The organism is Streptomyces sp. NPDC005728 (genome assembly GCF_040630895.1).
Taxonomy (GTDB): Bacteria; Actinomycetota; Actinomycetes; order Streptomycetales; family Streptomycetaceae; genus Streptomyces.
Genome location: NZ_JBEXYL010000005.1, coordinates 139,700 through 163,630, shown reverse-complemented (window position 1 = coordinate 163,630; position 23,931 = coordinate 139,700). Strand labels below are relative to the sequence as shown.

24 protein-coding genes are annotated in these 23,931 nt (G+C 70.2%); 16 read left to right on the top strand and 8 right to left on the bottom strand.

Features of this window, described 5'->3' with window-relative positions; all coding sequences use genetic code 11:
- Position 1: 1 nt before the first annotated feature.
- A complete protein-coding gene (locus ABZ471_RS06215) occupies positions 2–334 on the bottom strand; it encodes a YrdB family protein (protein ID WP_359062964.1) in 333 nt (110 codons plus the stop codon).
- A 121-nt stretch (positions 335–455) separates the two neighbouring features.
- Between ABZ471_RS06215 and ABZ471_RS06210 the strand changes: the two genes are divergently transcribed.
- Positions 456–1,745, top strand: coding sequence for a pyroglutamyl peptidase (locus ABZ471_RS06210; RefSeq protein ID WP_359062962.1), 1,290 nt, complete (start codon positions 456–458; stop codon positions 1,743–1,745).
- 23 nt (positions 1,746–1,768) lie between these two features.
- On the opposite strand, the gene ABZ471_RS06205 is transcribed toward ABZ471_RS06210, so the two are convergent.
- Positions 1,769–2,560, bottom strand: a complete 792-nt coding sequence (locus ABZ471_RS06205) for an EI24 domain-containing protein (RefSeq protein WP_359062960.1) — start codon at positions 2,558–2,560, stop codon at positions 1,769–1,771.
- A 71-nt stretch (positions 2,561–2,631) separates the two neighbouring features.
- Entirely contained in the window at positions 2,632–3,069 is a 438-nt protein-coding gene (locus ABZ471_RS06200) for a MarR family transcriptional regulator (protein WP_359062958.1), read from the bottom strand.
- A gap of 89 nt (positions 3,070–3,158) precedes the next feature.
- Between ABZ471_RS06200 and ABZ471_RS06195 the strand changes: the two genes are divergently transcribed.
- Positions 3,159–4,160: an NADP-dependent oxidoreductase gene (locus ABZ471_RS06195; protein ID WP_359062956.1), complete on the top strand. Its 1,002-nt coding sequence runs from the start codon at positions 3,159–3,161 to the stop codon at positions 4,158–4,160.
- Between the two features lie 106 nt (positions 4,161–4,266).
- Positions 4,267–4,686 (top strand): organic hydroperoxide resistance protein, encoded by a 420-nt coding sequence (locus tag ABZ471_RS06190; protein WP_359062954.1) that lies wholly within the window; start codon positions 4,267–4,269, stop codon positions 4,684–4,686.
- A gap of 70 nt (positions 4,687–4,756) precedes the next feature.
- Here ABZ471_RS06190 and ABZ471_RS06185 read toward each other — a convergent pair whose 3' ends face one another.
- Positions 4,757–5,920, bottom strand: a complete 1,164-nt coding sequence (locus tag ABZ471_RS06185) for a serine hydrolase domain-containing protein (protein WP_359062952.1) — start codon at positions 5,918–5,920, stop codon at positions 4,757–4,759.
- A 230-nt stretch (positions 5,921–6,150) separates the two neighbouring features.
- Complete coding sequence (locus ABZ471_RS06180; RefSeq protein WP_359062950.1) at positions 6,151–7,164, bottom strand: hypothetical protein; 1,014 nt, start codon at positions 7,162–7,164, stop codon at positions 6,151–6,153.
- A gap of 327 nt (positions 7,165–7,491) precedes the next feature.
- Between ABZ471_RS06180 and ABZ471_RS06175 the strand changes: the two genes are divergently transcribed.
- The 10 genes from ABZ471_RS06175 (at position 7,492) to ABZ471_RS06130 (ending at position 19,544) form a co-directional block, all read left to right on the top strand.
- The gene (locus ABZ471_RS06175; protein ID WP_359062948.1) at positions 7,492–8,649 is read left to right on the top strand and encodes a mandelate racemase/muconate lactonizing enzyme family protein; all 1,158 of its coding nucleotides are present in this window, start codon (positions 7,492–7,494) and stop codon (positions 8,647–8,649) included.
- Positions 8,646–9,650 carry an alcohol dehydrogenase catalytic domain-containing protein gene (locus tag ABZ471_RS06170; RefSeq protein ID WP_359062946.1) on the top strand — a complete coding sequence of 335 codons (1,005 nt, stop codon included), beginning with the start codon at positions 8,646–8,648 and terminating at the stop codon, positions 9,648–9,650. Before ABZ471_RS06175 ends, ABZ471_RS06170 begins: the two co-directional genes overlap by 4 nt.
- Before the next feature lie 114 nt (positions 9,651–9,764).
- Positions 9,765–10,733, top strand: a complete 969-nt coding sequence (locus ABZ471_RS06165; RefSeq protein WP_359062944.1) for a hypothetical protein — start codon at positions 9,765–9,767, stop codon at positions 10,731–10,733.
- A gap of 37 nt (positions 10,734–10,770) precedes the next feature.
- A complete protein-coding gene (gene chvE / locus ABZ471_RS06160; RefSeq protein WP_359062942.1) occupies positions 10,771–11,880 on the top strand; it encodes a multiple monosaccharide ABC transporter substrate-binding protein in 1,110 nt (369 codons plus the stop codon).
- A gap of 50 nt (positions 11,881–11,930) precedes the next feature.
- Positions 11,931–13,481, top strand: coding sequence for a multiple monosaccharide ABC transporter ATP-binding protein (mmsA, locus tag ABZ471_RS06155; protein ID WP_359062940.1), 1,551 nt, complete (start codon positions 11,931–11,933; stop codon positions 13,479–13,481).
- Positions 13,478–14,722: a multiple monosaccharide ABC transporter permease gene (gene mmsB / locus ABZ471_RS06150; protein ID WP_359062938.1), complete on the top strand. Its 1,245-nt coding sequence runs from the start codon at positions 13,478–13,480 to the stop codon at positions 14,720–14,722. The genes mmsA and mmsB overlap by 4 nt, the downstream gene beginning before the upstream one ends.
- Positions 14,723–14,780: 58 nt before the next feature.
- Positions 14,781–15,944, top strand: a complete 1,164-nt coding sequence (locus tag ABZ471_RS06145; RefSeq protein WP_359062936.1) for an aldose epimerase family protein — start codon at positions 14,781–14,783, stop codon at positions 15,942–15,944.
- Between the two features lie 120 nt (positions 15,945–16,064).
- Complete coding sequence (locus ABZ471_RS06140; RefSeq protein WP_359062934.1) at positions 16,065–17,855, top strand: histidinol-phosphate transaminase; 1,791 nt, start codon at positions 16,065–16,067, stop codon at positions 17,853–17,855.
- A 54-nt stretch (positions 17,856–17,909) separates the two neighbouring features.
- Positions 17,910–18,488, top strand: a complete 579-nt coding sequence (locus ABZ471_RS06135; protein ID WP_359062932.1) for a TetR/AcrR family transcriptional regulator — start codon at positions 17,910–17,912, stop codon at positions 18,486–18,488.
- Between the two features lie 159 nt (positions 18,489–18,647).
- Positions 18,648–19,544, top strand: a complete 897-nt coding sequence (locus tag ABZ471_RS06130; RefSeq protein ID WP_359062930.1) for an SDR family NAD(P)-dependent oxidoreductase — start codon at positions 18,648–18,650, stop codon at positions 19,542–19,544.
- Between the two features lie 241 nt (positions 19,545–19,785).
- Here ABZ471_RS06130 and ABZ471_RS06125 read toward each other — a convergent pair whose 3' ends face one another.
- Positions 19,786–20,547, bottom strand: coding sequence for a hypothetical protein (locus ABZ471_RS06125; RefSeq protein WP_359062928.1), 762 nt, complete (start codon positions 20,545–20,547; stop codon positions 19,786–19,788).
- 219 nt (positions 20,548–20,766) lie between these two features.
- Complete coding sequence (locus ABZ471_RS06120; protein WP_359062926.1) at positions 20,767–21,183, bottom strand: ATP-binding protein; 417 nt, start codon at positions 21,181–21,183, stop codon at positions 20,767–20,769.
- Positions 21,184–21,354: 171 nt separating this feature from the next.
- Between ABZ471_RS06120 and ABZ471_RS06115 the strand changes: the two genes are divergently transcribed.
- The 3 genes from ABZ471_RS06115 to ABZ471_RS06105 are packed head-to-tail and all read left to right on the top strand — an operon-like array spanning position 21,355 to position 23,092.
- Positions 21,355–22,140: a helix-turn-helix transcriptional regulator gene (locus ABZ471_RS06115; protein ID WP_359063037.1), complete on the top strand. Its 786-nt coding sequence runs from the start codon at positions 21,355–21,357 to the stop codon at positions 22,138–22,140.
- Entirely contained in the window at positions 22,137–22,319 is a 183-nt protein-coding gene (locus ABZ471_RS06110) for a DUF397 domain-containing protein (protein ID WP_359062924.1), read from the top strand. Before ABZ471_RS06115 ends, ABZ471_RS06110 begins: the two co-directional genes overlap by 4 nt.
- An 11-nt stretch (positions 22,320–22,330) precedes the next feature.
- Complete coding sequence (locus ABZ471_RS06105) at positions 22,331–23,092, top strand: hypothetical protein (protein WP_359062922.1); 762 nt, start codon at positions 22,331–22,333, stop codon at positions 23,090–23,092.
- Positions 23,093–23,101: 9 nt separating this feature from the next.
- Here the strand turns inward: ABZ471_RS06105 and ABZ471_RS06100 are convergent, their stop codons facing one another.
- Positions 23,102–23,752: a DUF4360 domain-containing protein gene (locus tag ABZ471_RS06100; RefSeq protein ID WP_359062920.1), complete on the bottom strand. Its 651-nt coding sequence runs from the start codon at positions 23,750–23,752 to the stop codon at positions 23,102–23,104.
- Positions 23,753–23,931: the final 179 nt, after the last annotated feature.

Here is a 23,931-nt window from a genome sequence, read left to right as displayed (position 1 = left end):
GTCACTGGTCCCAGGCGTAGGCGAGGGCCTTGGCGGCCAGGCACACGAGGGCGAGCGCGAGGGCCCACGCGTACGCTCCGGCGGCGTACAGCGCCACCACACCCAGGCCGAACCAGAGCGACTCGAAGACGCCCCGGGCCGCGCCCTGGAGCCTGAACCTCGCCTTCGACGCTCCGAACAGCCCCCACACCTCACCGAGGAGGGCCGTCCCGAAGACGGCTGTCAGAAGGCCGCTGGTGCCGCCACGCTCGTAGCCCCAGTACCAGACGGCCCCCAGGACGCCGAGCGTCAGCAGGAGTTCGACGCCGAGGTTCACGGCCTTCACTGTCTTCACGCGCGGCAGTATCACCTGCCGCGCAGCCGCCCCGCACCATGGCGTAGACCACTCACCTCACGCGATACTTCCGCCGTCCCCGCACCACGCGCCCCACAGCGACGGAAGGACCCGAACTCCCGTGACCTCGCTCCGCATACGGACCGCCGTCCTCGGCATGACCCTGCTGGCCGGCCTGTCGGCACCCACCACGACGGCCACTGCCGCCGGTACGGCCCCCTCCCCCACCGTCGAGGAACAGCGGCTCGACCGCACCGTGCCGCAGGAGATCCTCTCGCGGTCCGGATTCGACGACGTGGCACCGGACTTCACCCGGGAGCTGACGAGCGCCCGTTCCTACGCACAGGCCCACCGCATCGTCGTACGCGAAGGATCGGCGCTGTGGCGGCGGGCCGTGGCGCGGGCGCAGGGGCGAGGGCCGACGGGCGGCGACCTGAGCCGGGACGACGACCGGCCGCTGTACTGGGCGCGTCTGGGCATGACCAGGGAAGTGCATACCTGGCAGCCGGAGTTCCCGCTGGCCGACGGCCAACGCTCAGCCCTGCTGGACCAGTTGGAGCGCACCTCCCGCGGCCAGACGGACATCCGCTATCCCGGGCAGCGCTCGCACCTCAGGCGCGTGCTCCTCACCGGCTTCGACCCCTTCACCCTCGACCGGGACATCCGTATCTCCAACCCGTCCGGGGCGAGCGCGCTGGCGCTGGACGGCACGGTGATCGAGACGGCGCAGGGTCCGGCACGGGTGGAGACGGCCATGTTCCCGGTGCGCTGGGCGGACTTCGCTGGGGGCACCTCCCAGCCATTCGGCTCCGGGGGAGGGACGGTGGAGCGGACTCTGCGGCCCTACCTGCCGAAGGTCGACCTGTTCACGACCGTGAGCCAGGGCCGGGTCGGGCGTTTCGACATCGAGCGCACCAACGGGGCCTGGCGGGGCGGCTTCCCCGACAACGACAACGTCTCCCGCACCGAGACCGTCCCGGTCGCCGACCCGGCCACGCAGCCGCAGTGGACCACGACGACCCTCCCCTACGCTGCCGTCACGGCCGCGGACACGGGCCGGTTCCCGGTGTACGACCACACGGAGGTGACCGAGATCCCGGCGGGCGGCACCGGTCCCGTCGTCCGTCCGGACGGCCCGACCGCCGGCTCGACGGCCCGGGCGGGAGGCGGCGGCGACTACCTCTCCAACGAGATCGCCTACCGCGCAACCCTGCTCCGGGACCGCCTGGGACTGCACGACACGCTGCCCGGCGGCCATGTGCACACCCCGGTCCTGCAGTTCGGCGCGGGCAACACCGACCCGGCGACGGGGAAGGTGACCGACGCCGAGTTCGTGCGCAACCGGCTGGACATCATCGCGCAGGTGCGGTCGATCGTGGCGGTGGCGGCGGAGGCCACCTTCAGGAAGTGACCCGGCTCAGCAGGTGACCCGGTTCACCAAGCGACCTGCTCGCCGTCGTCCGCGGACTCCTCCTCGGCACTCTCCTCGCCCAGCAGCTCGCGGGCGAGGAGGGTGGCTCCCGCGACCGCGCCCGGCATCAGGAACACCGCGACGAACGGGACCAGGAAGGCCAGGCCGAGGGGCGTACCGAAGCCCCAGACCAGGGTCTTGCGCGAACGGAGCAGGGCGAGGCGGGCGCGGAGTTCGACACCGCGGCGCTGCAGGGCCACGGCGGCCAGTTCCTCGGTGAGGAAGAACCCGGTGACGAAGAAGCCGACCACCGGGACGACCGTCTGGCCGACCACGGGCACGAAGCCGAGCGCGAAGAGCAGGACGCCCCAGAGCAGGGCGCGGACGAGGATGCGGAGGCTGTCGCGGGCGGAGATCCACAGCTCGCGCCAGAGGGGCAGGCCGGACCGGGGTGCGGTGCCGTCGGGCGAGACGTCCTCGTCGACCTTCTCGGAGAGGCTCTCGTAGAAGGGCTGGCCGATCAGCAGGGTGACGGCGGTGAAGGTGAGGACGGACAGCAGCAGGCCGAGGGCGAAGAGGACGGCGGTGAGGAAGCCGCGGAACAGCCCCTGCCAGGGGCTCGACCAGTCGTCGGCGAACGGCGTCGCCCAGGCGACCCCGTCCTCGCCCCACACGCCGAGCGCGACGAGCGCCGCCGCGTAGAGGACCAGGGTGATCAGGCCGGGCAACAGGCCGAAGCCGTACTGCTTGCCGTGCCGGCCGACCCATCGCTGGCCCTTGAGGAGATAACCGAAACCCACCCCGAGATCACGCATGGGGGAACCCTATCGGGGCAACCGTGGCCGGCCGGTTCGGGACCTCGCGCGGTCGTCGGCCGCGGCGAGGGCTACGCGTCCAGCATCCGGCGCAGCAGGTCCCGCAGGGAGCCGCGTTCCTCGTCGGAGAGGCCGGCGAGGGGAGCGCGGGCGAAGCGCAGGCCCTCGCGCAGGTCGCGCGCGACCCTGAGGCCCTCGTCGGTGGCCGCGGCCAGCTTCACCCGGCGGTCGGCGGAGTCGGGGCGGCGCACCACCAGGCCGCGGGACTCCAGACGGTCCACGATCCCGGTCACGTTCGACGGCTCGCACTTCAGCTTCTGGGCCAGCTTCCGCATGGGCAGCGGCTCCAGCGCGAGCAGGCTGAGCAGGCGCGCCTGCGGGCCGGTCAGCGCGTGCTCGCCCGCCGCCAGCTCGTAGTCCGCGTAGAACCGGGCCACGACGTCACCGATCAGCTCGACGACCTCCATGGTCAGGGCGTCGGGCCGGCCGGGCTTCTCTTGGGTGGACATGCGCTCCAGGATACCGCGTTACTTGACATCGTGAAATATTCAGGCGCATGGTTGTTTTAGGTACTGAAGTAAATCCGAAAGGCACGATCATGATCAACCGTGAATGGCACCTGCTCAGCCGCCCGGTCGGCTGGCCGAAGCCCGAGGACTTCGCCCTCGTCGAGACCGAGGTCCGGGAGCCGGGCGAGGGCCAGGTGCTGGTGCGGAACAAGTACCTCTCCGTGGACCCGTACATGCGGGGCCGAATGAGTGCCGCCAAGTCGTACGCCGCCCCGTTCGAGCTGGGCAAGGTCATGCAGGGCGGCGCCGTCGGCGAGGTCGTCGCCTCCAACGCCGAGGGCATCGAGCCCGGCGACCACCTCCTGCACTTCTTCGGCTGGCGCGAGTACGCGGTGCTGGACGCGCAGCACGGCGGCGTCAAGGTCGATCCCGAGGCGGCACCCCTGTCGACGTACCTCGGCGTGCTCGGCATGACCGGCCTGACCGCCTACGCCGGCCTGCTGCGCACCGCCTCCTTCCAGGAGGGCGACAGCGTGTTCGTGTCCGGCGCCGCGGGTGCCGTGGGCAGCCAGGTCGGGCAGATCGCCAAGCTCAAGGGCGCCTCGCGGGTCATCGGCTCGGCCGGCTCGGACGAGAAGGTCAAGCTGCTCGTGGAGGAGTACGGCTTCGACGCCGCGTTCAACTACAAGAACGGCCCGGTGGGCGAGCAGCTGCGCGAGGCCGCTCCCGACGGCATCGACGTGTACTTCGACAACGTCGGCGGCGACCACCTGGAGGCGGCCATCGGTTCGCTGAACCAGGGCGGCCGGATCGCCGTCTGCGGCATGATCTCGGTCTACAACAACACCGAGCCCGCCCCCGGCCCGCGGAACCTCGCCCGCCTCATCCAGACCCGCGGCCGCATCGAGGGCTTCCTGGTCGGCGACCACTACGACCTCCAGCCGCAGTTCGTCCAGGAGGTCGGCCCCTGGGTCGCCTCGGGCGCGCTGAAGTACCGCGAGACGGTCGTCGAGGGCATCGAGAACACCCTGGAGGCGTTCCTCGGGGTACTGCGCGGGGACAACACCGGCAAGATGATCGTCAAGCTCTGACAAGCCCTGCCCTGGCCCGAGCTTTCCGGCATGCGGTAACTTCATTCCGAAATCTGCCGTCGATCGCGGGCGCGAGTCACGGCGGACCGAGGAGGAGGACAACCGCATGCCCATCCAGCAATCCGACGTCCTGTACACCGCCGTCGCCACCGCCGAGAACGGCCGCGACGGCCGCGTCGCCACCGACGACGGCAAGCTCGACGTCGTCGTGAACCCGCCCAAGGAGATGGGCGGCAACGGCGCCGGCACCAACCCGGAGCAGCTGTTCGCCGCCGGGTACAGCGCCTGCTTCCAGGGCGCGCTCGGTGTGGTCGCCCGGCAGGAGGGCGCCGATGTCTCCGGCTCGACCGTCACCGCGAAGGTCGGGATCGGCAAGAACGACGAGGGCTTCGGGATCATCGTGGAGATCTCCGCGACCATCCCGAACGTCGACGAGACCACCGCACGGGACCTGATCGAGAAGGCTCACCAGGTGTGCCCCTACTCGAAGGCGACCCGCGGCAACATCACCGTGACGCTGGCCTAGCACCGTCGTTGCGTACAACGGCAGCCGCATCCTTGGACGTGGGATGCGGCTGCCGTGTCCGTTCCGGGCGTCATCCGGTCGCCAGCGCCGCCCGGTGCGCCGCCGCCGCCAGGCGGTCGTTCTCCGGTGCCGCCCCGCCCGGAAAGGCGAACCGGCGCCGTGTGTAGCCGTAGGCCAGGCCGCTGCGCGGGTCCGCGAAGGCCTGGGAGCCCGCTGCGCCGCTGTGGCCGAGCGCGCCGGCGCCCAGGAAGGCGTACCAGGTGTCGGCCACGGCCTGGAAGCCGAGGCCGAACGACTTGTGGGCGCGGGCCACCAGGTCGTACCCGACGGAATGCAGCTGGCCGAACTCCGCGACCGTGTCCTCCTTCAGCAGCGGCGCCTTGCCCTCGACCTCGCTGATCATCGCCGCGTACATGCCCGCCAGGCCGCGCGCCGAGGCGACGCCACCCACCGACGCCGGGCCCTGGGCGCGGACACAGCGCTCGTTCGGCAGGCCCGCGAGGTCCGTCGGCTCGGGCGTGTGCCGGTTGAAGGCGATCGAGGTGAGGGTGTGCGGTCCGGTCGGCAGCGCGTCGAGCACCGCCTGCTGCTCGGGCGTCGGCAGCATCGGCTGGACCGTGCGGAAGCGGGACTCGCGGGAGACGGGCAGGCCCAGGTGGAAGTCCAGGCCGTAGGGGGCACGGACCCGCTCCTCGTACACCTCCTGGATCGTACGCCCCGTCGCCCGCCGGACGACCTCGCCGGTGAGTGCGCCGATCACCAGGGCGTGATAGCCGAAGGCCGTGCCGGGCCGCCAGAACGGCCGCTGGTCGGCGAGGCGTTCGGCCATCGCCCGGTCGTCGGCCAGCTCCGCCGCACTGAAACCGGTGTCGGTGCCGACCAGCCCCGCGCGGTGCGCGAGCAGGTCACGCAGGGTCAGCGCACCCTTGCCCTCGGCGCCGAACTCCGGCCAGTAGTAGGTGACTTTGCGGTCCAGCTCCAGCGTGCCCTCCTGCACGAGCAGGGCCACGACGAGATGGGCGGCACCCTTGGTGGACGAGAACACGCCGTACAGCGCGTCCCCGTCGACGCCCTCGCCCGCCCACAGGTCGACGACCCTTCTGCCGTGGACGTAGGCGCACAGCTGTCCCTCGTAGTCGTCCCGCTCCTCGGCGACGAAGGCGGCGAACTCCTCGCGCACCGCTTCGAAGCCCTCCGCGACCGTGCCGTGCACGGTGGTCTCCTGCGTCGTCATCCGCTCTCCTCAAACTGAGCCGCTGCTCGCTGCTCCCCCTGTGCACAACGCCCGTTCCGCCGTCGGGCGTTCCCGAGATCGTGTACGGCGAGATGTACCTGTCCGACTCAACCGCCAGAAGGGCGGGTTGGTGTCACCGATGCCCCGGATGGCCGATGGCGCAGGGTGGTGCGGGACGGCACGGAGCCGGCGGGGTGCTCAGCGGTGCGGCGCTCCGGGGAGCGGTGCGGCTACGTGCACCACCACAGGAAGCGGTTGCACGTCTTCGTCGGCGACGGCTGGGGCGTCGGGTCCGCGGTCGTCGGGGCGGACGTCGGCGTGGAGGCCGGCCGGGACGTGGCCGGGGCGGTGGGAGCCGAGGTCGTGGTGCCCGCGCCGGTGGTGGCCGACTGTTCGTCCTTGTCCGTGGCGGACGGGGACTTGGAGGCCTTGTCCTTCGGGGACTCGGAGGCGGAGGCCGAGGCCGAGGCGTCGGGGGAGGCGCCCGGCTTCCCCGTGGTGCCCGCGGTGTCGTCGATCGGGTCCGCCGTCCGGCCCGGGGACGCGGAGGCGCCGCCGTCCACCGACGTGTCCCCGGACGCCGCCGGCTTGTCGCTGGTGAACGGGGAGAAGGGGGCGTCCGTGCCGAGTTCGGCGATGCTGAGCCCGCCGGCCGCCAGCACGAAGCCGGCCGCGATCAGCACGGTACGGCGTCGGCGGCGCCGGTGCGCGGCGGCCTTGCGGTCACGCCGACTGGCGTCGGCGGCAGCGGGGCCGCTGCCTGCCTCACCGTCGCCCGTGGCCCCGCCGCGGCCCCGGCCGCGCGACTGGCGCCGGGCGGCACGGCCACCGCGCCCGTCCGGGTCGTCGTGGCCGTCGTGACCGTCCTCGTCGTCATGGTCGTACTCGCCGTACTCGTCGTCACGGCCGTCGCGATCCGCGTACCGGTCGTCAGGGGCGTCGCGATCCGCGTACTGATCGTCACGGTCGTCGCGACCCCCGCGGGCGTCGCCCCCGTCGGAGTAGTTGCCGCCTCCGTCGGCGTAGTCGCCGCCCCCGTCGGCGTAGTCGCCGCCCCCGTCGGCGTAGTCGCTTCCCCCGTCGGCGTAGTCGCTTCCCCCGTCGGCGTAGTCGCTTCCCCCGTCGGCGTAGGCCTCCGCATTTTCGTACGCGGCCCCGGACTCGGGGGCGTAGTAAGCGGCCTGCGGGCCGTAGGGGTGGCCCGGGTTGCCGGGGTAGGCCGCCTGTCCGTACGGATGGGCCACCGCACCCGCGTACCCGTGTGCAGCGGGCGCGTTCGCGCGCGCGGCGAGAGACTGCGCAGGAGCGCCGCACCCGGGACAGGCCAGGGCGCCGTTGAGGTGCCGTTGGCACGGGTGGCAGAAGTCCATGACGCCGGAAGACTAGATTCCCCGTCGGTCACGTTCCTAGGCGCCCTTGTGAAGGTTTCGTGCGGGACCGAAAACGTTCTCGAAAGCCTTGTCGAAACTGTTACCTGTTCGCCCCATTGACACCCCCGCCGCCCCGTCCTTACTGTCACGCCAGCATTTCGAACGTGTGACGAAATCTCGAACAGCTGAGGGGCAACTGCCGTGCGCATCACCGGAATCAGCACACACGTGGTCGGGACGCCGTGGCGCAATCTGACCTACGTCCAGGTGCACACCGACGAGGGGATCACCGGTGTCGGCGAGACCCGGATGCTCGGTCACACCGACGCGCTGATCGGCTATCTGCGGGAGGCCGAGACCAACCACATTCTCGGATCCGACCCGTTCGCTGTCGAGGACCTCGTACGCCGGATGAAGTACGGCGACTACGGACGGGCCGGCGAGATCGTCATGTCCGGCATCGCGGTCGTCGAGATGGCGTGCTGGGACATCAAGGGCAAGGCCCTCGGCGTTCCGGTGTGGCAGCTGCTGGGCGGCAAGGTGACGGACAAGGTCAAGGCCTACGCCAACGGGTGGTACACGACCGAGCGAACGCCCGAGGCGTACCACAAGGCCGCACAGCAGGTCATGGCGCGCGGGTACAAGGCGCTCAAGATCGACCCCTTCGGCACCGGGCACTTCGAGCTGGACCATCAGCAGAGCCTGTACGCCGTCTCCCTCATCGAGGCCGTGCGTGACGCGATCGGTCCGGATGCCGAGCTGATGCTGGAGATGCACGGCCGCTTCTCCCCCGCCACCGCCGTGCGGCTCGCGCACGAGCTGGCGCCGTTCAAGCCGGCCTGGCTGGAGGAGCCGGTGCCGCCGGAGAACCTCAAGGCGCTGGAGAAGGTCGCCGCGAAGGTGGACATCCCGGTCGCCACCGGTGAGCGCATCCACGACCGCATCGAGTTCCGGGAGCTGTTCGAGAGCCAGGCGGCGGACATCCTCCAGCCCGACGTCGGCCACATCGGCGGCATCTGGGAGACCCGGAAGCTCGCCGCCACCGCCGAGACCCACTACATGCTCGTCGCCCCGCACAACGTGGGCGGGTCCGTGCTGACCGCGGCCTCGCTCCAGGTCGGATTCACCTCCCCGAACTTCAAGATCCTCGAGCACTTCAACGACTTCGCGGACGCGGAGATCAAGAAGGTCGTGAAGGGGGCGCCCGAGGTCGTCGACGGGTACTTCCACCTCTCCGACGCGCCGGGCCTCGGCGTCGAGCTGGACACCGACGCGGCCGCCGAGTTCCCGCAGCAGCAGGCGCGGTTCGACCTGTGGGCCGAGGGCTGGGAGCAGCGCAAGCCGAAGGGCGCGAAGTGAGTTCCCAGGTTCTGATCGAGGCGCCGGGCGTGCATCGGGTCGAGGCCCACACGCCTCGGGACCCCGGTCCCGGCGAGGCGCTGGTCGCCGTGCACGCGGTCGGCATCTGCGGCAGCGACCGCGAGGTGTACCAGGGCAACCGGCCCGAGGGGTACGTGCGGTACCCGCTCACGCCCGGCCACGAGTGGTCGGGGACCGCGCGCGCGGTGGGTGCGGGCGTGCCGGAGAGCCTGGTCGGCCGCAAGGTCGTCGGCGAGGGCTTCCGCAACTGCCAGGTGTGCGACCGCTGTCACGCGGGCGAGACCACGCTGTGCACGGCCGGGTACGAGGAGACCGGCTTCACCCAGCCGGGCGCCATGGCCGCCACGCTGACCCTTCCCGCCCGGCTGCTGCACCCGCTGCCGGACGGCGCCGATCTCACCGCCGCCGCCCTCCTGGAGCCGGCCGCGTGCATCGCGGCCGCCGCACTGAAGGCGAAGGCCCAGCCGGGCGAGCGGGTCGCGGTGGTCGGTACGGGCACGCTCGGGATGTTCGCCGTGCAGTTCCTGAAGGCGATCTCGCCGGTGGAGCTGCTGGTCGTGGGCACCCGGGGCGACCGGGAGGCGCTCTCCCGGCAGTTCGGAGCGACCGACTTCCGGCTCAAGGACCAGGAGTTGCCCGACGACTTCGACGTCGTGATCGAGACCGCCGGGTCCGCGTCCGCCGCGCGCACCGCCGCCTCCCTGCTCAGGCGCGGCGGACGCCTGGTCCTGACGGGCATCCCGGCGCCGGGCGCGGACGGGCTCGACCCCACCGACCTGGTCGTACGGCAGCTGGAGGTGCACACCGTCTTCGGGGCGCCGCCGGACGCCTGGGCGCACACCGTGCGGGTGTTCGGCGCCGGGCTGCTCGACCCGCTGCCGCTGGTCACGCACGAGCTGCCGCTGACCGAGTTTCCGCAGGCCATCGAGCTGGTGGGAGCCGGCGATCCGAAGGTGGGCAAGGTGCTGCTCCGCCCCTGACCGTACGCCGGTCAGGGCGTGACCTGACGGCGCCCTGACCGGCGTACACCCAAGGCCTTTTTTCTGCCCCGAGCCGCGAACCTTGTCCGAAATACCGAACACAAAGGACAGCTTGTGACCGACGCTTCCGCCCCGGCAGCCCGCAGGCCCGGCGAGCAGGTGCTCGCCGAACTCGGCCTGGGCGCGCCCGCCCTCGACCCCGCCGACACTTCCGCCCACAGCTTCCCGGGCGGCGGCCGCTGGCGCACCGAGATCCCCTCGTGCGAGGGTCCCGAGGCGCTGGCGGTCGTCCTGAAGGAGGCCTCCCGCCTCGACGTGCCGATCCACCGGATCAGCCAGGGCAGCGGCGTGTGGATGCTCACCGACGACGAGATCACCGAGATGGTCGAGGCGACCGACGAACGTGACATCGAACTCTGCCTGTTCACCGGCCCGCGCGGCACCTGGGACATCGGCGGCTCGGTGCGCTCCGACTCGCGGGGGGCCGGACTGCGCGCCCGCGGCCACGACGCCGTCGCCGGATGTGTCGAGGACGCCGTCCGGGCCACCGAACTGGGCGTCAAGTGCCTGCTGGTAGCCGACGAGGGCGTGCTGTGGACCCTGCACCGGGCGCGCGAGGCGGGAATCATCCCGGCCGACACCACCCTCAAGGTGTCCGCGCTCATCGGCCCGGTCAACCCGGCCTCGTACGCCGTCTACGAGCGGCTCGGCGCCGACTCCGTCAACGTGCCCAGCGATCTGACGCTGGATCACCTCACCGAGATCCGCCGGGTGTCCGGCGCCCCCATGGACATGTACATCGAGGCCCCCGACGACCTCGGCGGCTATGTGCGGATGTACGAGGTCGCCGAGCTGATCCGGCGCGGCGCACCGCTCTACCTGAAGTTCGGCCTGTCCAAGGCTCCCGGCATCTACCCGTGGGGCACCCATCTGCGGGACGTGACCCTGGACACCGCCCGGGAGCGGGTGCGGCGCGGCCGGCTCGCCCTGGACCTGCTCGCCCGGCACGGCGCCGACGGCGAGATGGCGCCGCTCGGCTCCCGGCTGCCCGGCACCCTCAACCGCTTCCCCACCACCGCGTGACCCCTCTCGACGTCGAGAAGAACAAGGACGGATGACCATGCGCAACCGCAGAGCCGCACTCACCGCGATAGCCGGAGCCGCGTCGCTCGCCCTCACCCTGACCGCCTGCGGCCAGAGCGGCGAGGGCGGCAGCAAGGAGAAGGCGGGCGATGCCAAGGGCGGCACCATCGGCATCGCGATGCCGACCAAGTCCTCCGAGCGCTGGATCGCCGACGGCAAGAACGTCGTCAAGGAGCTCGAGGCCAAGGGCTACAAGACCAAGCTGGTCTACGGCGAGGACGACCCGGAGACCCAGGTCTCGCAGATCGAGAACCTGATCACGCAGGGCGTCAAGGGCCTGATCATCGCGGCCATCGACAACAAGTCCCTGAACAGCGTGCTCCAGGAGGCCGCGGACGCCAAGATCCCGGTCATCTCCTACGACCGCCTGATTCTCGGCACCAAGAACGTCGACTACTACGCGTCCTTCGACAACGAGAAGGTCGGCAGGCTGCAGGGCACGTACATCGTGCACAAGCTGGGCCTGGACAGCGGCAAGAAGGGCCCGTTCAACATCGAACTGTTCGCGGGCTCCAACGACGACAACAACACCCGGTACTTCTTCAACGGCGCGATGAGCGTCCTGAAGCCGTACATGGACAAGAAGCAGCTGGTCGTCCGCTCCGGCCAGACCGCGCTGAACCAGGTCACCACCCTGCGCTGGGACGGCGCGACCGCGCAGCGGCGCATGGACGACGTCCTCACCGCGTCCTACAAGTCGGAGCACGTCGACGCGGTCCTCTCCCCGTACGACGGCCTCTCCATCGGCATCCTGTCCTCGCTCAAGTCGGACGGCTACGGCTCGGGCAGCAAGCCGCTTCCGGTCATCACCGGCCAGGACGCCGAGCTGGCCTCGGTGAAGTCGATCATCGCCGGTGAGCAGACGCAGACGGTCTACAAGGACATCCGCAAGCTGGCCCAGGTCGCCGCGACCATGGTCGACGACGTGCTCGACGGCAAGAAGCCCGAGGTCAACGACACCAAGTCGTACGACAACGGGACCAAGATCGTGCCCGCGTACCTGCTCCAGCCGGTGAGCGTCGACAAGACCAACTACGAGGACGCGCTGGTCAAGACCGGTTACTACACCGACTCCCAGCTCAAGTGATCCCCGCCGACCGACCCACTCTCTGGCCCCACTGACTGGAAGGCACGACCATGGCGGGACCCGTCCTGGAAATGCGCTCGATCGTCAAGACCTTTCCCGGTGTCAAGGCGCTGTCGGACGTCACCCTGACCGTCCGGCAGGGCGAGGTCCACGCCATCTGCGGGGAGAACGGCGCCGGCAAGTCCACCCTGATGAAGGTGCTCTCCGGCGTCCACCCGTACGGCAGTTACGAAGGAGACATCCTCTTCGAGGGAGTGGTGTCCCGGTTCAAGGACATCCGGGCGAGCGAGCAGCACGGCATCGTCATCATCCACCAGGAGCTGGCACTGGTGCCGTACCTCTCCCTCGCGGAGAACATCTTCCTCGGCAACGAGCACGCCAAGGGCGGGCTCATCAACTGGAACGAGACCCTCAGGCACGCCACCGAACTGCTGCGCCGGGTCGGTCTGAACGACCATCCGGAGACCCGCGTCGCCGACATCGGCGTGGGCAAGCAGCAGCTCGTGGAGATCGCGAAGGCCCTGTCGAAGAAGGTGAAGCTGCTCATCCTCGACGAGCCGACGGCGGCCCTGAACGACGAGGACAGCGGCAAACTCCTGGACCTCATCCTGGAGTTGAAGAACCAGGGCATCACCTCGATCATCATCTCCCACAAGCTGAACGAGATCCGCAGGGTCGCCGACTCGGTGACGATCATCCGGGACGGCCGGTCCATCGAGACCCTCGACGTGAAGGCGCCGGAGACGACCGAGGAGCGGATCATCGCGGGCATGGTCGGCCGCGACCTCGACAACCGCTTCCCCGAGCGCACCCCGCACCAGCCGGAGGAAGGTGCGGCCCCGGCGCTGGAGATCCGCGACTGGACCGTGCACCACCCCATCGACCAGCAGCGCAAGGTCGTGGACGACGTGTCCCTCCAGGTGCGCCGCGGGGAGATCGTCGGCATCGCGGGCCTGATGGGTGCCGGCCGCACCGAACTCGCGATGAGCGTCTTCGGCCGCTCCTACGGCCGGTACGCGGGCGGCACGGTCCTCAAGGACGGCCAGGAGATCCGGACCAGGACCGTCGCCGAGGCGGTCGGTCACGGCATCGCCTACGTCACCGAGGACCGCAAGCACTACGGCCTCAACCTCATCGACACCATCAACCGCAACATCTCGCTGACCGCGCTGAGCAAGGTCGCCAAGCGGGGCATCGTCGACGAGCACGAGGAGCGGCAGGTCTCCGAGGGATTCCGCAAGACCATGAACATCAAGGCGCCGACCGTCTTCGAGCCGGTGGGCAAGCTGTCGGGCGGCAACCAGCAGAAGGTCGTCCTCAGCAAGTGGATCTTCGCCGGCCCCGACGTGCTGATCCTGGACGAGCCCACGCGCGGCATCGACGTGGGCGCCAAGTACGAGATCTACACGGTCATCGACCAGCTCGCCGCCGAGGGCAAGGCGGTCGTCTTCATCTCCTCCGAGCTGCCCGAACTGCTCGGCATGTGCGACCGCATCTACACCATGGCCGCGGGACGGCTGACCGGAGAGGTGCCGCGGGCCGAGGCCACGCAGGAAGTGCTGATGCGTCATATGACAAAGGACAAAGAGGTAACGCGATGAGCACGGATGTGACCGCCAAGAGCCCGGCCCCCGCGCCGCCGGGCAAGAGCGGATCGGCCGCCGAGGGGGGACTGCTCCAGCTGATGCTGGACGGCCTGCGCCGCAACATGCGCCAGTACGGCATGCTGATCGCGCTCGGCCTGATCGTGGCCCTCTTCGCGATCTGGACCGACGGGGACCTGCTGCTGCCGCACAACGTCTCCAACCTGGTGCTGCAGAACGCCTACGTCCTGATCCTCGCGATCGGCATGATGCTGGTGATCATCGCCGGGCACATCGACCTCTCGGTCGGCTCGCTGACCGCGTTCGTGGGCGCGTTCGCGGCCGTGCTGACGGTGCAGCACAGTGTGCCCTGGCCGATCGCCGTGGTGCTGTGCCTGCTGGTGGGCGCGGCGGCGGGCGCGGCACAGGGGTTCTTCATCGCGTACCTCGGCATACCGTCGTTCATCGTCACCCTCGCCGGGATGCTGATCTTCCGCGGATTCACGGAGATCCTGCTCAAGGGTCAGACCCTCGGCCCCTTCCCGGGCGGCCTGCAGAAGACGTTCACCGGCTTCCTGCCCGAGGTCGGCCCGAACACCAACTACCACAACCTCACGCTGCTCCTCGGCCTCGTCCTGATCGCCGCCGTGGTGTGGCAGGAGGTGCGGGACCGCCGCCGGCAGCAGGAGTTCGCCCTGGACGTCCTGCCCACCCGGCTCTTCCTGCTCAAGCTGGTCGCCCTGGTCGCCGCGGTCCTCACCCTCACGCTGCTGCTCGCCAGCTACAAGGGCGCTCCGATCGTGCTGATCATCCTGGGCGCACTGGTGGTCGGCTACGGCTACATGATGCGCAACGCGGTGTTCGGCCGCCACGTCTACGCGATCGGCGGCAACCTGCCGGCGGCCAAGCTGTCCGGCGTCAAGGACAAGAAGGTCACCTTCTACGTCTTCCTGAACATGGGCGCGCTCGCGGCCCTGGCGGGCCTGGCGATCGCCTCCCGCCTCAACGCGGCCTCGCCGAAGGCCGGCCTGAACTACGAACTCGAGGCGATCGCCTCGTCGTTCATCGGTGGCGCGTCCATGAGCGGCGGTGTCGGCACCGTCCTCGGCGCGATCATCGGCGGTCTCGTCCTCGGTGTGCTGAACAACGGCATGAACCTCCTCAGCGTCGGCACCGACTGGCAGCAGGTCATCAAGGGCTTCGCCCTGCTGCTGGCGGTCGGATTCGACGTGTGGAACAAGCGCAAGTCCGGTTCGTAAGTCAGATCGGGCCCCACCGGAAAGCCGGTGGGGCCCCTCCTTTGTGCAGGAGCCGCACATGGAACTGAACAGACGTACGGTCATCGCAGGAGCCGCGGCCGCAGGTGTCGCCGCCACCACCCTCGGCACGGGCAACGCCCAGGCCGCTACCGGTTCGGCCCCGGGAAGGAAGCCGGTGAAGGAACCCTTCGGCAAGCTCGCCGACGGCACGAAGATCTACCGCTGGTCGCTGGAGAACGGCGGCACCCGACTGAAGGTCCTCAACTGGGGCGGCGTCGTCCAGAGCCTGGAGATACCCGACCGGCACGGCCACTACGCCAACGTCTCGCTGGGCTTCGACGACATCGACGACTACGTGGCGAAGACGCCGTACTTCGGCGCCCTGATCGGCCGCTACGGCAACCGCATCGCCAAGGGCCGGTTCACCCTCGACGGCAAGAGCCACCAGCTGTCCGTCAACGACGGCGTGAACAGCCTGCACGGCGGCAGCCAGGGCTTCGACAAGCACGTGTGGGACGTGGAGCCGTTCACCAAGGGCTCCGACGTCGGCCTGCACCTGCACTACACCAGCGTCGACGGCGAGATGGGCTACCCGGGCACGCTCAGGACGAAGGTGACGTACACCCTCACCCGGCACGGCGAGTGGCGCATCGACTACGAGGCCACCACCGACAGGGCGACCGTCGTCAATCTCACCAGCCACGTCTACTGGAACCTGGCCGGCGAGGGCAGCGGCACGATCGAGGACCACGAACTCCGCATCGCCGCCGCCCGCTACACCCCCACCGACTCGGGCCTGATCCCCACCGGCGAACTGGCCGGGGTCGCGGGCACCCCCTTCGACTTCCGCCACGCCAAGCCGATCGGCCGGGACATCCGCGCCGGCCACGAGCAGCAGGTGCAGGCCAAGGGCTACGACCACAACTGGGTGCTGGACAAGGGCATCACCGCGAAGCCCGAGCACATCGCCACGCTCCGCGACCCGCGCTCCGGCCGCACCCTGAAGATCGCCACCGACCAGCCGGGCCTGCAGTTCTACTCCGGCAACTTCCTCGACGGCACCCTGACCGGCACCGGCGGCCGCACCTACCGCCAGGGCGACGCCCTGTGCCTGGAGACCCAGCACTTCCCGGACTCGCCGAACCACGCCGGCTTCCCGACGACCGTGCTGCGCCCCGGCCAGACGTACCGAACGACGACAATTCACACCTTCGGGGCCTGAGGATCACACCGGGAGTGAACTGGCTCACGTGCCCCGTGAGTTGAACACCATCTCCGCCGCCTCCGTATGCATGGGTGGCCCGTGCTCCCCCGCACGGGCCACCCTTCGACGGAGGTTCCCTTGCCCGACAACGTCACCTCGTTGTTCCGCGGTACCGCCGCGCACAGCCCCTCGATGGCGGCGCTGACGCGCGAGGGCGGCGACGGGTCGGGCCCGGTGGACTTCTGCATCCCGTGCAACCCGTACTTCCCCACCCCCGCCATGTTCGAGGACCTGGCGATCCGGCTGCGCGAGATCATCACGTACTACCCGAGCAGCGCCGACACCATCACGGCCGAGCTGTGCAGCCTCCTCCAGCTGCCGCCGCAGTGCGTGGCGATGGGCAACGGCTCCACGGAACTCATCACCTGGATCGACCACCTGCTGGTCCGCGAATCGCTCGCCATCCCCGTCCCCACCTTCGGCCGCTGGACCGACCAGCCGATGGAGACCGGCAAGCGGGTCGACATGTTCCCGCTCCAGGAGGCGAACGGCTTCGCGCTGGACCTGGCCCAGTACGCGGACTTCATCCGCGCCCGAGGCACCCGCGTGGCGGTCATCTGTAATCCGAACAACCCCGACGGCGGCTATCTGCGCAAGCAGTCGGTGGTGCAGTTCATGGACGCGATGGCCGATCTGGACCTGGTGGTCGTGGACGAGTCGTTCCTGGAGTTCGCCGACGCGGAGGCCGACCCGAGCGTCGTCCAGGAGGCGATGCTCCGCCCCAACGTGGTGGTGCTCCGCAGCCTCGGCAAGAACTTCGGCCTGCACGGCATACGCTTCGGATACCTGGTGGCGAACCCCGCCCTCGCGGGCCGCGTCCGCTCGATGCTCCCGAAGTGGAACCTCAACTCCTTCGCCGAACACGTGGTGTTCATGCTGAAGGAGCACGGCCCCGAGTACGCGCAGAGCCTGATGCAGGTACGCCGCGACCGCCTGGACATGGCCAGCCACCTCTCCGCCCTGCCCGGTCTGACGGTCTACCCCTCCCAGGGCAACTTTCTCTTCGTGCGCCTTCCCGTCGGCGCCGAGGGCACCGTGGTCCGGGACCGGATGCTCACCGAGCACCGGATCCTGGTTCGCGAGTGCGGCAACAAGATCGGCTCCTCCAGCCGCTTCCTGAGACTCGTGGTGCGCCCCCAGGTCGACGTGCGTCGCCTGGTGTCCGGCCTGGAGCAGGTGCTCTACGGGACCAGGAGGGGAGCCGCCGTACCCGAGCTGGGCACCGGGACCAGCTACAGCTCGGGTACGGCGGCGATTGACCGGCTGATGAGCGAGACCAACGGCGCCGGGATGCCGGGGCTGGCCGCGCAGGCCCTCGGCGCCGGCGCCGCCCCGGGCCTCGCCGCCGCTCCGGCCGCCGGCACCGGCATGCCGCTCCCCGCCGCCGCAGCGCCGACCGGCGGCGGGATGCCGATGCCGGCGGCAGCCCAGGCCGTACCGATGCAGCAGCCTGTCGCGGTACCGATGCAGCAGCCTGCCGCGGTACCGATACAACAGCCGATGGCGGCACCGGCCCAACAGCCGATGGCGGCGCCGGTCCAACAGCCGATGGCAGTACCGGTCCAACAGCCGATGGCCCCGGCCCCCGCACCCGCCCCGATGTCGGCCCCTGTCCCGTCAGCCTTCCCCACACCGGTACCGGCACCCGCACCAGCCCCTGCACCCGTCCCCGTCCCGGCCGCTGCCGCCCAGGTCGGGCCCACCCCGCCGGGCGTTCCGGCCCGCGGGGGCCTCACGGCCGCCCAGGTACGCGGTATGACCGCGCCCGGCACCCCGGTTCCGGCCACCGGTCTGGCCCCGGCCCCGGCTACCGGCTGGCCCAACGCGCAGAGCTGGCCGAACGCGGCGGGGATGGGGCAGGCGGGCTAGGGCGCGAGGGCCTCGCCGGCGGCCTGGCGCCGGCAGCCACTTATGCTGGGCCCCGTGACACCGAGAGCCGGGCAGGGGCCAGCGCTGCGAGCGGACGCCGCGCGCAACCGTGCCCGGGTGTTGCAGGTAGCCCGCGAGCAGGTGGCCGCCGGTGACGACTCGCTCCAGCTGAACACCATCGCCCGGCTCGCCGGTGTGGGCGTGGGAACCGTGTACCGACACTTCCCCAACCGCCATGCGCTGGTGGAGGCGCTGTCGGCGGAACGCTTCCGGGAACTGGTCGCCGAGGCGCAGGCCGCGGCCGACGAGGAGGACGCCCTCGCAGGCCTGCACCGCCTGCTGCGCTTCGCGCTCGACCGCGCCCTGCACGATCCCGGGTTCGCGGCCGTGCTGGAGTCCCCGCGCGATGCAGAGGCGCAGACCTCGGCGATGAAGGCCGAGCTCGACCAGGCCGTCGCGGACCTGCTGGGGCGCGCCCGCCTGGCCGACGCCATCCGGGGCGGCATCGAGGCGGACGACGTGCGCCGCCTGCTCTGCGGCGTCGAGCATGCCGTGCGCTCCGGCGACAGCGACCCCGCACGCATCGAGGTCTACCTCGACGTCCTTCTCGAGGGCCTGCGCCCGCCGCGCTGACGGCAGCACGCCCACTTCCCGCACCGCCCGGCACCGAGGACGCCGCCCCGTACACCACACCAACCGGATAGTTATCCGATTTCGCTAGCATGCCCCCCATCGAAACGGATAGTTATCCGATTTGCTATCCGATTTTCCTCGACTCGGGAGAGCAGAGCTGTGAGCGCACGAGCAGTGGTGACGGCGGGAACCGGGGGCATCGGCCTGGAGACCGCGATGGGGCTCGCGGCGCGCGGGTTCACGGTCACGGTGGTGGGCCGCAACGCCGAGCGTGGCGCCATCGCGGTCGACCGGATCGCGGAGGTCGCCACCGGTGGTCCCACCCGGTTCGTGGCCGCCGACCTCGCATCGCTCGACGCCGTACGCGGGCTCGCCGCACACCTGGCGGCCGAGGGTCCGCTGAAGGTCCTGGTCAACAACGTGGGCGCGATGTTCGCGGAGCGGCAGCGGACGGTCGACGGCATCGAGGCGTCCTTCGCGGTCAACCACCTCTCGCCGTACCTGCTGACCGAGTTGCTGCTCGACCGGCTCCGGGCCGGCGGGCCGAGCCGGATCGTGAACGTCAGCTCCGGCGCGATCAAGGTCGCCAAGCGCACCTTCGACGCCGTCGAGCCGCCGGGCGGCTACTACGGCTTCCACTGGTACGGCCGGGCCAAGCTCGCCAACCTCGCCTACACCCTGGACCTGGCCGAGCGCCTGCGCGACACCGGTGTCACGGTCTTCGCGGCCGACCCGGGCGGCGCGGCGACCGACATGACCAACGGCACCATGACCTCACCGAAGATCGTCTCCCCGGGGCTGCGTCTGATGTGGCCGCTGGTCCGCCGGGCCTTCGAACGCTCCACCGCCGGCCCCGCGTTCCTGGCCGCCCGCTCGTCGATCGTCGCGGCCACCGACCCCGCACTCGACGGCCGGACCGGCCTGCTCATAGGCCCGGAGGCCCTCCCCGTCCCCGCCTTCCGCGGCTCCACGGACCCCCGGATCGTCGCCGACGTCCTCAGGCTCAGCCGCCGGTCGGCACCCCTGCACGGTCACGCCGACGCCCAGCCGGGGTAAGCCCCCGAAGGGGGCACGGTGGTCGTTCGGCCGCTGGTGAACGTTCCTGCTCCGGCAGGCCGTTCCCGCCGACGCTCCCGGCATGACCGATCATCACTCGGTCGACGTGGGAGGGGCCCGGCCGATCCGTCAGGTGTCAGGGGGCCACCGGATGCTCCGCCGCTCGTCCTGGACGACGTGCCGTTCCCCCGGGGCCCGGAAACGCGGCACGAGGACCCCGGGAACTCGACCGGCGGGAGGCTCAGGACAGGGGCAGGGCCTTGACGCCCGAGAGGAGGGGGATGGGGGCGAAGGCGGTGGTTCCGGTGCCGCAGACGGGTGCCGTGTCGGCGGTCCCGGAAACGTTGGTCCCGGCGCGATACGGCCCGCTGTCCCCCTCCACCGTGGTGAAGTGGTCGGTGCTCGCGGCCGAGTAGTAGAGGCACTGGTGCAGGTTCACGTACGTCCCCGAGGTCAGGTCGAGTGCCTTGGCGAAGGACAGGGCGGGCACGAGGGCGTAGTTCCCGTCGCCGCTGCCGCAGGAAGGTGTGCGGTCCGCCGTGCCGGAGACGTTCGTGCCGGCGGCGAAGCGGCCGTCGCTGCTCGTCACCACTGTGTTGAAGTAGTTGTTGGCCGATGGCGAGTAGTACGTGCACTGGTGCAGGTTCAGGTACCGGCCGGCACGCAGGTCCAGCGCCTTGACGCCCGACAGAAGCGGGATGAGGCCGAAGTTTCCGTCGCCGCTGCCACAGGTGGGTGCGCGGTCCGCCGTGCCGGAAACGTTCGTCCCGGCGAGGAACCGGCCGTCTCTGCTCGGCACGAATGTCGTGAAGTGGTCGGCGGCGGACCCGGAGTAGTACAGGCACTGGTGCAGGTTCAGGTACGGGGCGGCGGCAACACCCCGGGCGGCGGGGACGGGGGTCGGGCCGGCTGCGGCGACGGTGACCGCACCCGGCCCGAACGACAGTGCGACGGCGCTGAGGGCGGCGGTGAGCCACTTCCGGAGGTGTCCCTGGTGAGGCACTGCTGTCTCTCTTTCTCGGTGGGGCCCTCGGCAGAGCGAGGAGCGAGGCGGAGGAGCAGGAGTCAGGACAGCACATGACGGTGAGCGCAGGGACGGACACGGCCCGAAACCGTCCGAAGGCATGGCGCGGGTGCACGCGCGCCGCCCGCACGGCGCTGATGCGCGGCCCGCGCAACACATCAACTCACCTGTCTCAACTGCTCCTTGACGAGCGACGCCCTATCGAGGTCGGGACGGCGGCAGGTCGACCTCGGCCCGCACCGTCTTCCCGGGTGGCTCCCGGTCGACCACCTCCCACCGGTCGGCCAGCGCATCGACCAGCACGAGCCCGCGCCCCACATCCGCGAGGGGCGCGGGCTCGCGCACGTCCCGGGGACCGGGCGGCCACCTTTCGGCACGGGTGTCGGCCACCTCGATCCGCACGCTCCCCACCAGGAGCGCGAGCCGCAACTCGAAGTCCCGTCCGGGTACGCGCCCATGGGTCACGGCATTGGCGGCCAGCTCGGCGACGATCACAGCCACGGCGTCCGCGGTGTCGGTGCCGTGCGGGATGCCCCAGGCGTCGAGCTGAGCGAGGGCGAGGTGCCTGGCCAGGCGGGCGCCGCGGGGAGTCGGGCTGAGGCGTTGGGTGAGCATGAGCCCAATGTGGGGTGCGTGAAGGGGGCTCCACCAGGTGCGGCGCGCGTACGCTGCGCGAGCGTACGCGGTGACGGACTGGACAGTACTCATTACTGACCGTGACCATGGGTGCGGGAGGTGACCGCGGTGGTCGACGGGCGGGTGGGCGAGCCGGAGTCTTCGGACAGCATGCGGACGTTCGGGGCGGTGGTGCAGGCGCTTCGCGAATATCACCGGCTGAGCAGGGAGGAGTTCGGCCGGCATGTGGGGTTCTCCAAACACACGGTGGCATCGGTGGAGTTGGGGAGGCGAATGCCGGACGTGGGGTTCGTGGAGGCGGCGGAGGGGGTGTTGGGGAACACGGGGGCTTTGAGGAGGGCGGCGGGGTTCCTGGAGCGGCAGCCGGGCCTGGCTTCCTGGTTTCGGCGGTGGGCAGCATGGGAGAAGCTGGCAATCACGCTCTACACGTACGAGTGCCGCATGATTCCGGGACTGTTGCAAACGGAGGCGTACGCGCGACAGCTGTTCATCGACGAGTTGCCACCGCTGACCGACGAACAGATCGAGACCAACTGGACCGCGAGGGCAGAACGTCAGCGGCTCTTTAGGGAGCGGCCGAACACCGCGTTCAGCTTCATCATCGAAGAGCAACTGTTCCTGCGCCGGACCGGCGGCAGGGAGGTCACGCGCGAGGCCATCGCCCACCTGCTGGACGTCACCCAACTGCGGAACGTCGAGGTCCAGATCATGCCGCTGGTACGGGAATCACATGCTGGGCTGCACGGACCCATGCAACTCCTGGAGAGCCCGGACAACAAATGGTCTGCCTACATGGAGGCCCCAGAGTGCGGTCAGCTCGTCTCCGACCCAAAGGTGGTCAGCGTTCTCAACCGCCGGTATGCCAGGATGCGTTCACAGGCTCTATCGGCCGAGGACTCAGCGAGCCTGCTGGAACAGATGCGAGGAGACCTATGAGCACCTCCGAACTGGCCTGGGTCAAAAGCAGCTACAGCAGCAGTGGTTCCGGCGACTGCATCGAGGTCGCCCACACCCCCACCACCGTCCACATCCGCGACTCGAAGGCCAAGCAGGGCCCCCAGCTGACCCTCTCCCCCACCACCTGGGCCGACTTCCTCACGTACGCCGTGAAGTGACCATGGGGGGCATGATGATCAACACGGTCCTCGCCGACATCCTCGACCGTGGCGCCGCCGCGACGGAGTCGCAGCACCTGCTCGCCGCGCTTGCCGACCACGGCGTCCACATCCCCGTACAGGCGAACGGCTCCGTGCTGTTCCTGCGGAACAGCGAGGACGGCTCCCCCGTTCTCCCCGGCTACGTCAGCGAAGCGTGCTGTGCCGAGCGATTGCCTCAGGCCGCCGGAGCGGTTCACTGCGACCCCCTGCGGCTGCTGGACATCTCCCAGCAGACCGGCGTCGGCGTCCTTGCGCTCCACTCGGCCGCGAACTGGGCGCGCGTGCCGCTGCCGTTGCTGTCCGAGACGCTGCGCGAGCGAGGCCAGCAAGCCGGAGGGCAGCAGCTGAAGCTCACCTGGTCGACCCAGCCCGTCGCCGTGGCGCTGCGGAACGCCCTCGCCCGACGGATACGGGAGTTCCCGGCTGTCCGTACGGTCTGGGTGTCGCAGGCGCGCCGCACGGACACCGGGTTCGAACACCTGATGCTGCACATGGCCGTCGATGAGCCGCTGCCCTCGGCCTCCGCACACCGGCTGACAGAGCTGCTGCTCGGCGAAGAGGTGGTGCTCGGGGAGGGCAGCCCACAGGTGGGCATGCTCGCCCTGAACACCACCCTGCACGCGGGGACGCTCGCCGAGCTGGAGCGCATGGGCCTGGACACCGTGCGGTCCGACCCTGCCACCGGGCGCGTCGAAGTGGTCTCGCGAGAGTTCGACGCGCCACGGCGGTAGCCGGCTACGTCACTTGGCCGGGCAGTGCTTCCAGGCCATGTGGTACACGGTGCTGATGTCCCCGTCGGTCGAGTCCATCGTCATGAAGCTGACCTTGCTGGGCGTCGAGCTACCCGCGCTCACCCGCAGCTCGGTGTTGATGTTGAAGTTGCGCAGCACCCCGCAGGGCGCCCAGACCATCTGGGCCCAGTCGGTGCTGTCGGTGGCCTGCCAGTCGTCGTTGTAGGGACCGTTGAAGGGGTGGGTCTTGGACGCGGTGTTCGGGGACCCCTGGAAGTAGTACGACGCCTTCTGCGTGCTGGTGGCGCCGGACTGGAGCGAGAGGAAGCCCCGGTAGTCCGCGCTGGCGATGGCGTAGGTGAAGCCCTGCGGGACGTGGACGACCAGGTTGAGCTGGCAGTTCTTGCGGAATGCCGTGGGGTCGGAGTTGCCGCCGACCTGGGCCAGGTAGTTGCTGTAGGTCACCGTGAAGGCGGTGTTGTCCGGGGAGACGGCGACTGCGGCCGTGCCCTGCGGACAGCCTGAGCCATTCACGGTGGCGACGTCGATGACGATCTTGTCCGGGGGCGGGTCGTCGAAGACGGGCGAGGAGCTGGAAGCGGGTATCGCGGTGGTGAGCAGAGCGGCTACGGCGCCGCTCAGCAGGAGTCCACCAGCCATGGTTTCTCCAGGTTGTCGAGTGGGGGGTTCAGCCTCCGACCCGTCCGTTCAACTTTGAAGGATCTGTGTGGAACCTGTGAAGGAGGAGGAGGCGAGGGAATCGTAGGAAGCCCTACTCCCACCCGGGAGGGCGAACTCCGGCCATTCACACCGGGCTTTTCACGACTTCGATCCACCCC

Excerpts from the sequence above, each read along its gene's own strand:
- ABZ471_RS06205 (WP_359062960.1), bottom strand. The coding sequence starts at position 2,560 with ATGCGTGATCTCGGGGTGGGTTTCGGTTATCTCCTCAAGGGCCAGCGA.
- ABZ471_RS06200 (WP_359062958.1), bottom strand. The coding sequence starts at position 3,069 with ATGTCCACCCAAGAGAAGCCCGGCCGGCCCGACGCCCTGACCATGGAG.
- ABZ471_RS06195 (WP_359062956.1), top strand. The coding sequence starts at position 3,159 with ATGATCAACCGTGAATGGCACCTGCTCAGCCGCCCGGTCGGCTGGCCG.
- ABZ471_RS06190 (WP_359062954.1), top strand. The coding sequence starts at position 4,267 with ATGCCCATCCAGCAATCCGACGTCCTGTACACCGCCGTCGCCACCGCC.
- ABZ471_RS06185 (WP_359062952.1), bottom strand. The coding sequence starts at position 5,920 with ATGACGACGCAGGAGACCACCGTGCACGGCACGGTCGCGGAGGGCTTC.
- chvE (WP_359062942.1), top strand. The coding sequence starts at position 10,771 with ATGCGCAACCGCAGAGCCGCACTCACCGCGATAGCCGGAGCCGCGTCG.
- mmsA (WP_359062940.1), top strand. The coding sequence starts at position 11,931 with ATGGCGGGACCCGTCCTGGAAATGCGCTCGATCGTCAAGACCTTTCCC.
- mmsB (WP_359062938.1), top strand. The coding sequence starts at position 13,478 with ATGAGCACGGATGTGACCGCCAAGAGCCCGGCCCCCGCGCCGCCGGGC.
- ABZ471_RS06145 (WP_359062936.1), top strand. The coding sequence starts at position 14,781 with ATGGAACTGAACAGACGTACGGTCATCGCAGGAGCCGCGGCCGCAGGT.
- ABZ471_RS06120 (WP_359062926.1), bottom strand. The coding sequence starts at position 21,183 with ATGCTCACCCAACGCCTCAGCCCGACTCCCCGCGGCGCCCGCCTGGCC.
- ABZ471_RS06115 (WP_359063037.1), top strand. The coding sequence starts at position 21,355 with ATGCGGACGTTCGGGGCGGTGGTGCAGGCGCTTCGCGAATATCACCGG.
- ABZ471_RS06110 (WP_359062924.1), top strand. The coding sequence starts at position 22,137 with ATGAGCACCTCCGAACTGGCCTGGGTCAAAAGCAGCTACAGCAGCAGT.
- ABZ471_RS06105 (WP_359062922.1), top strand. The coding sequence starts at position 22,331 with ATGATGATCAACACGGTCCTCGCCGACATCCTCGACCGTGGCGCCGCC.
- ABZ471_RS06100 (WP_359062920.1), bottom strand. The coding sequence starts at position 23,752 with ATGGCTGGTGGACTCCTGCTGAGCGGCGCCGTAGCCGCTCTGCTCACC.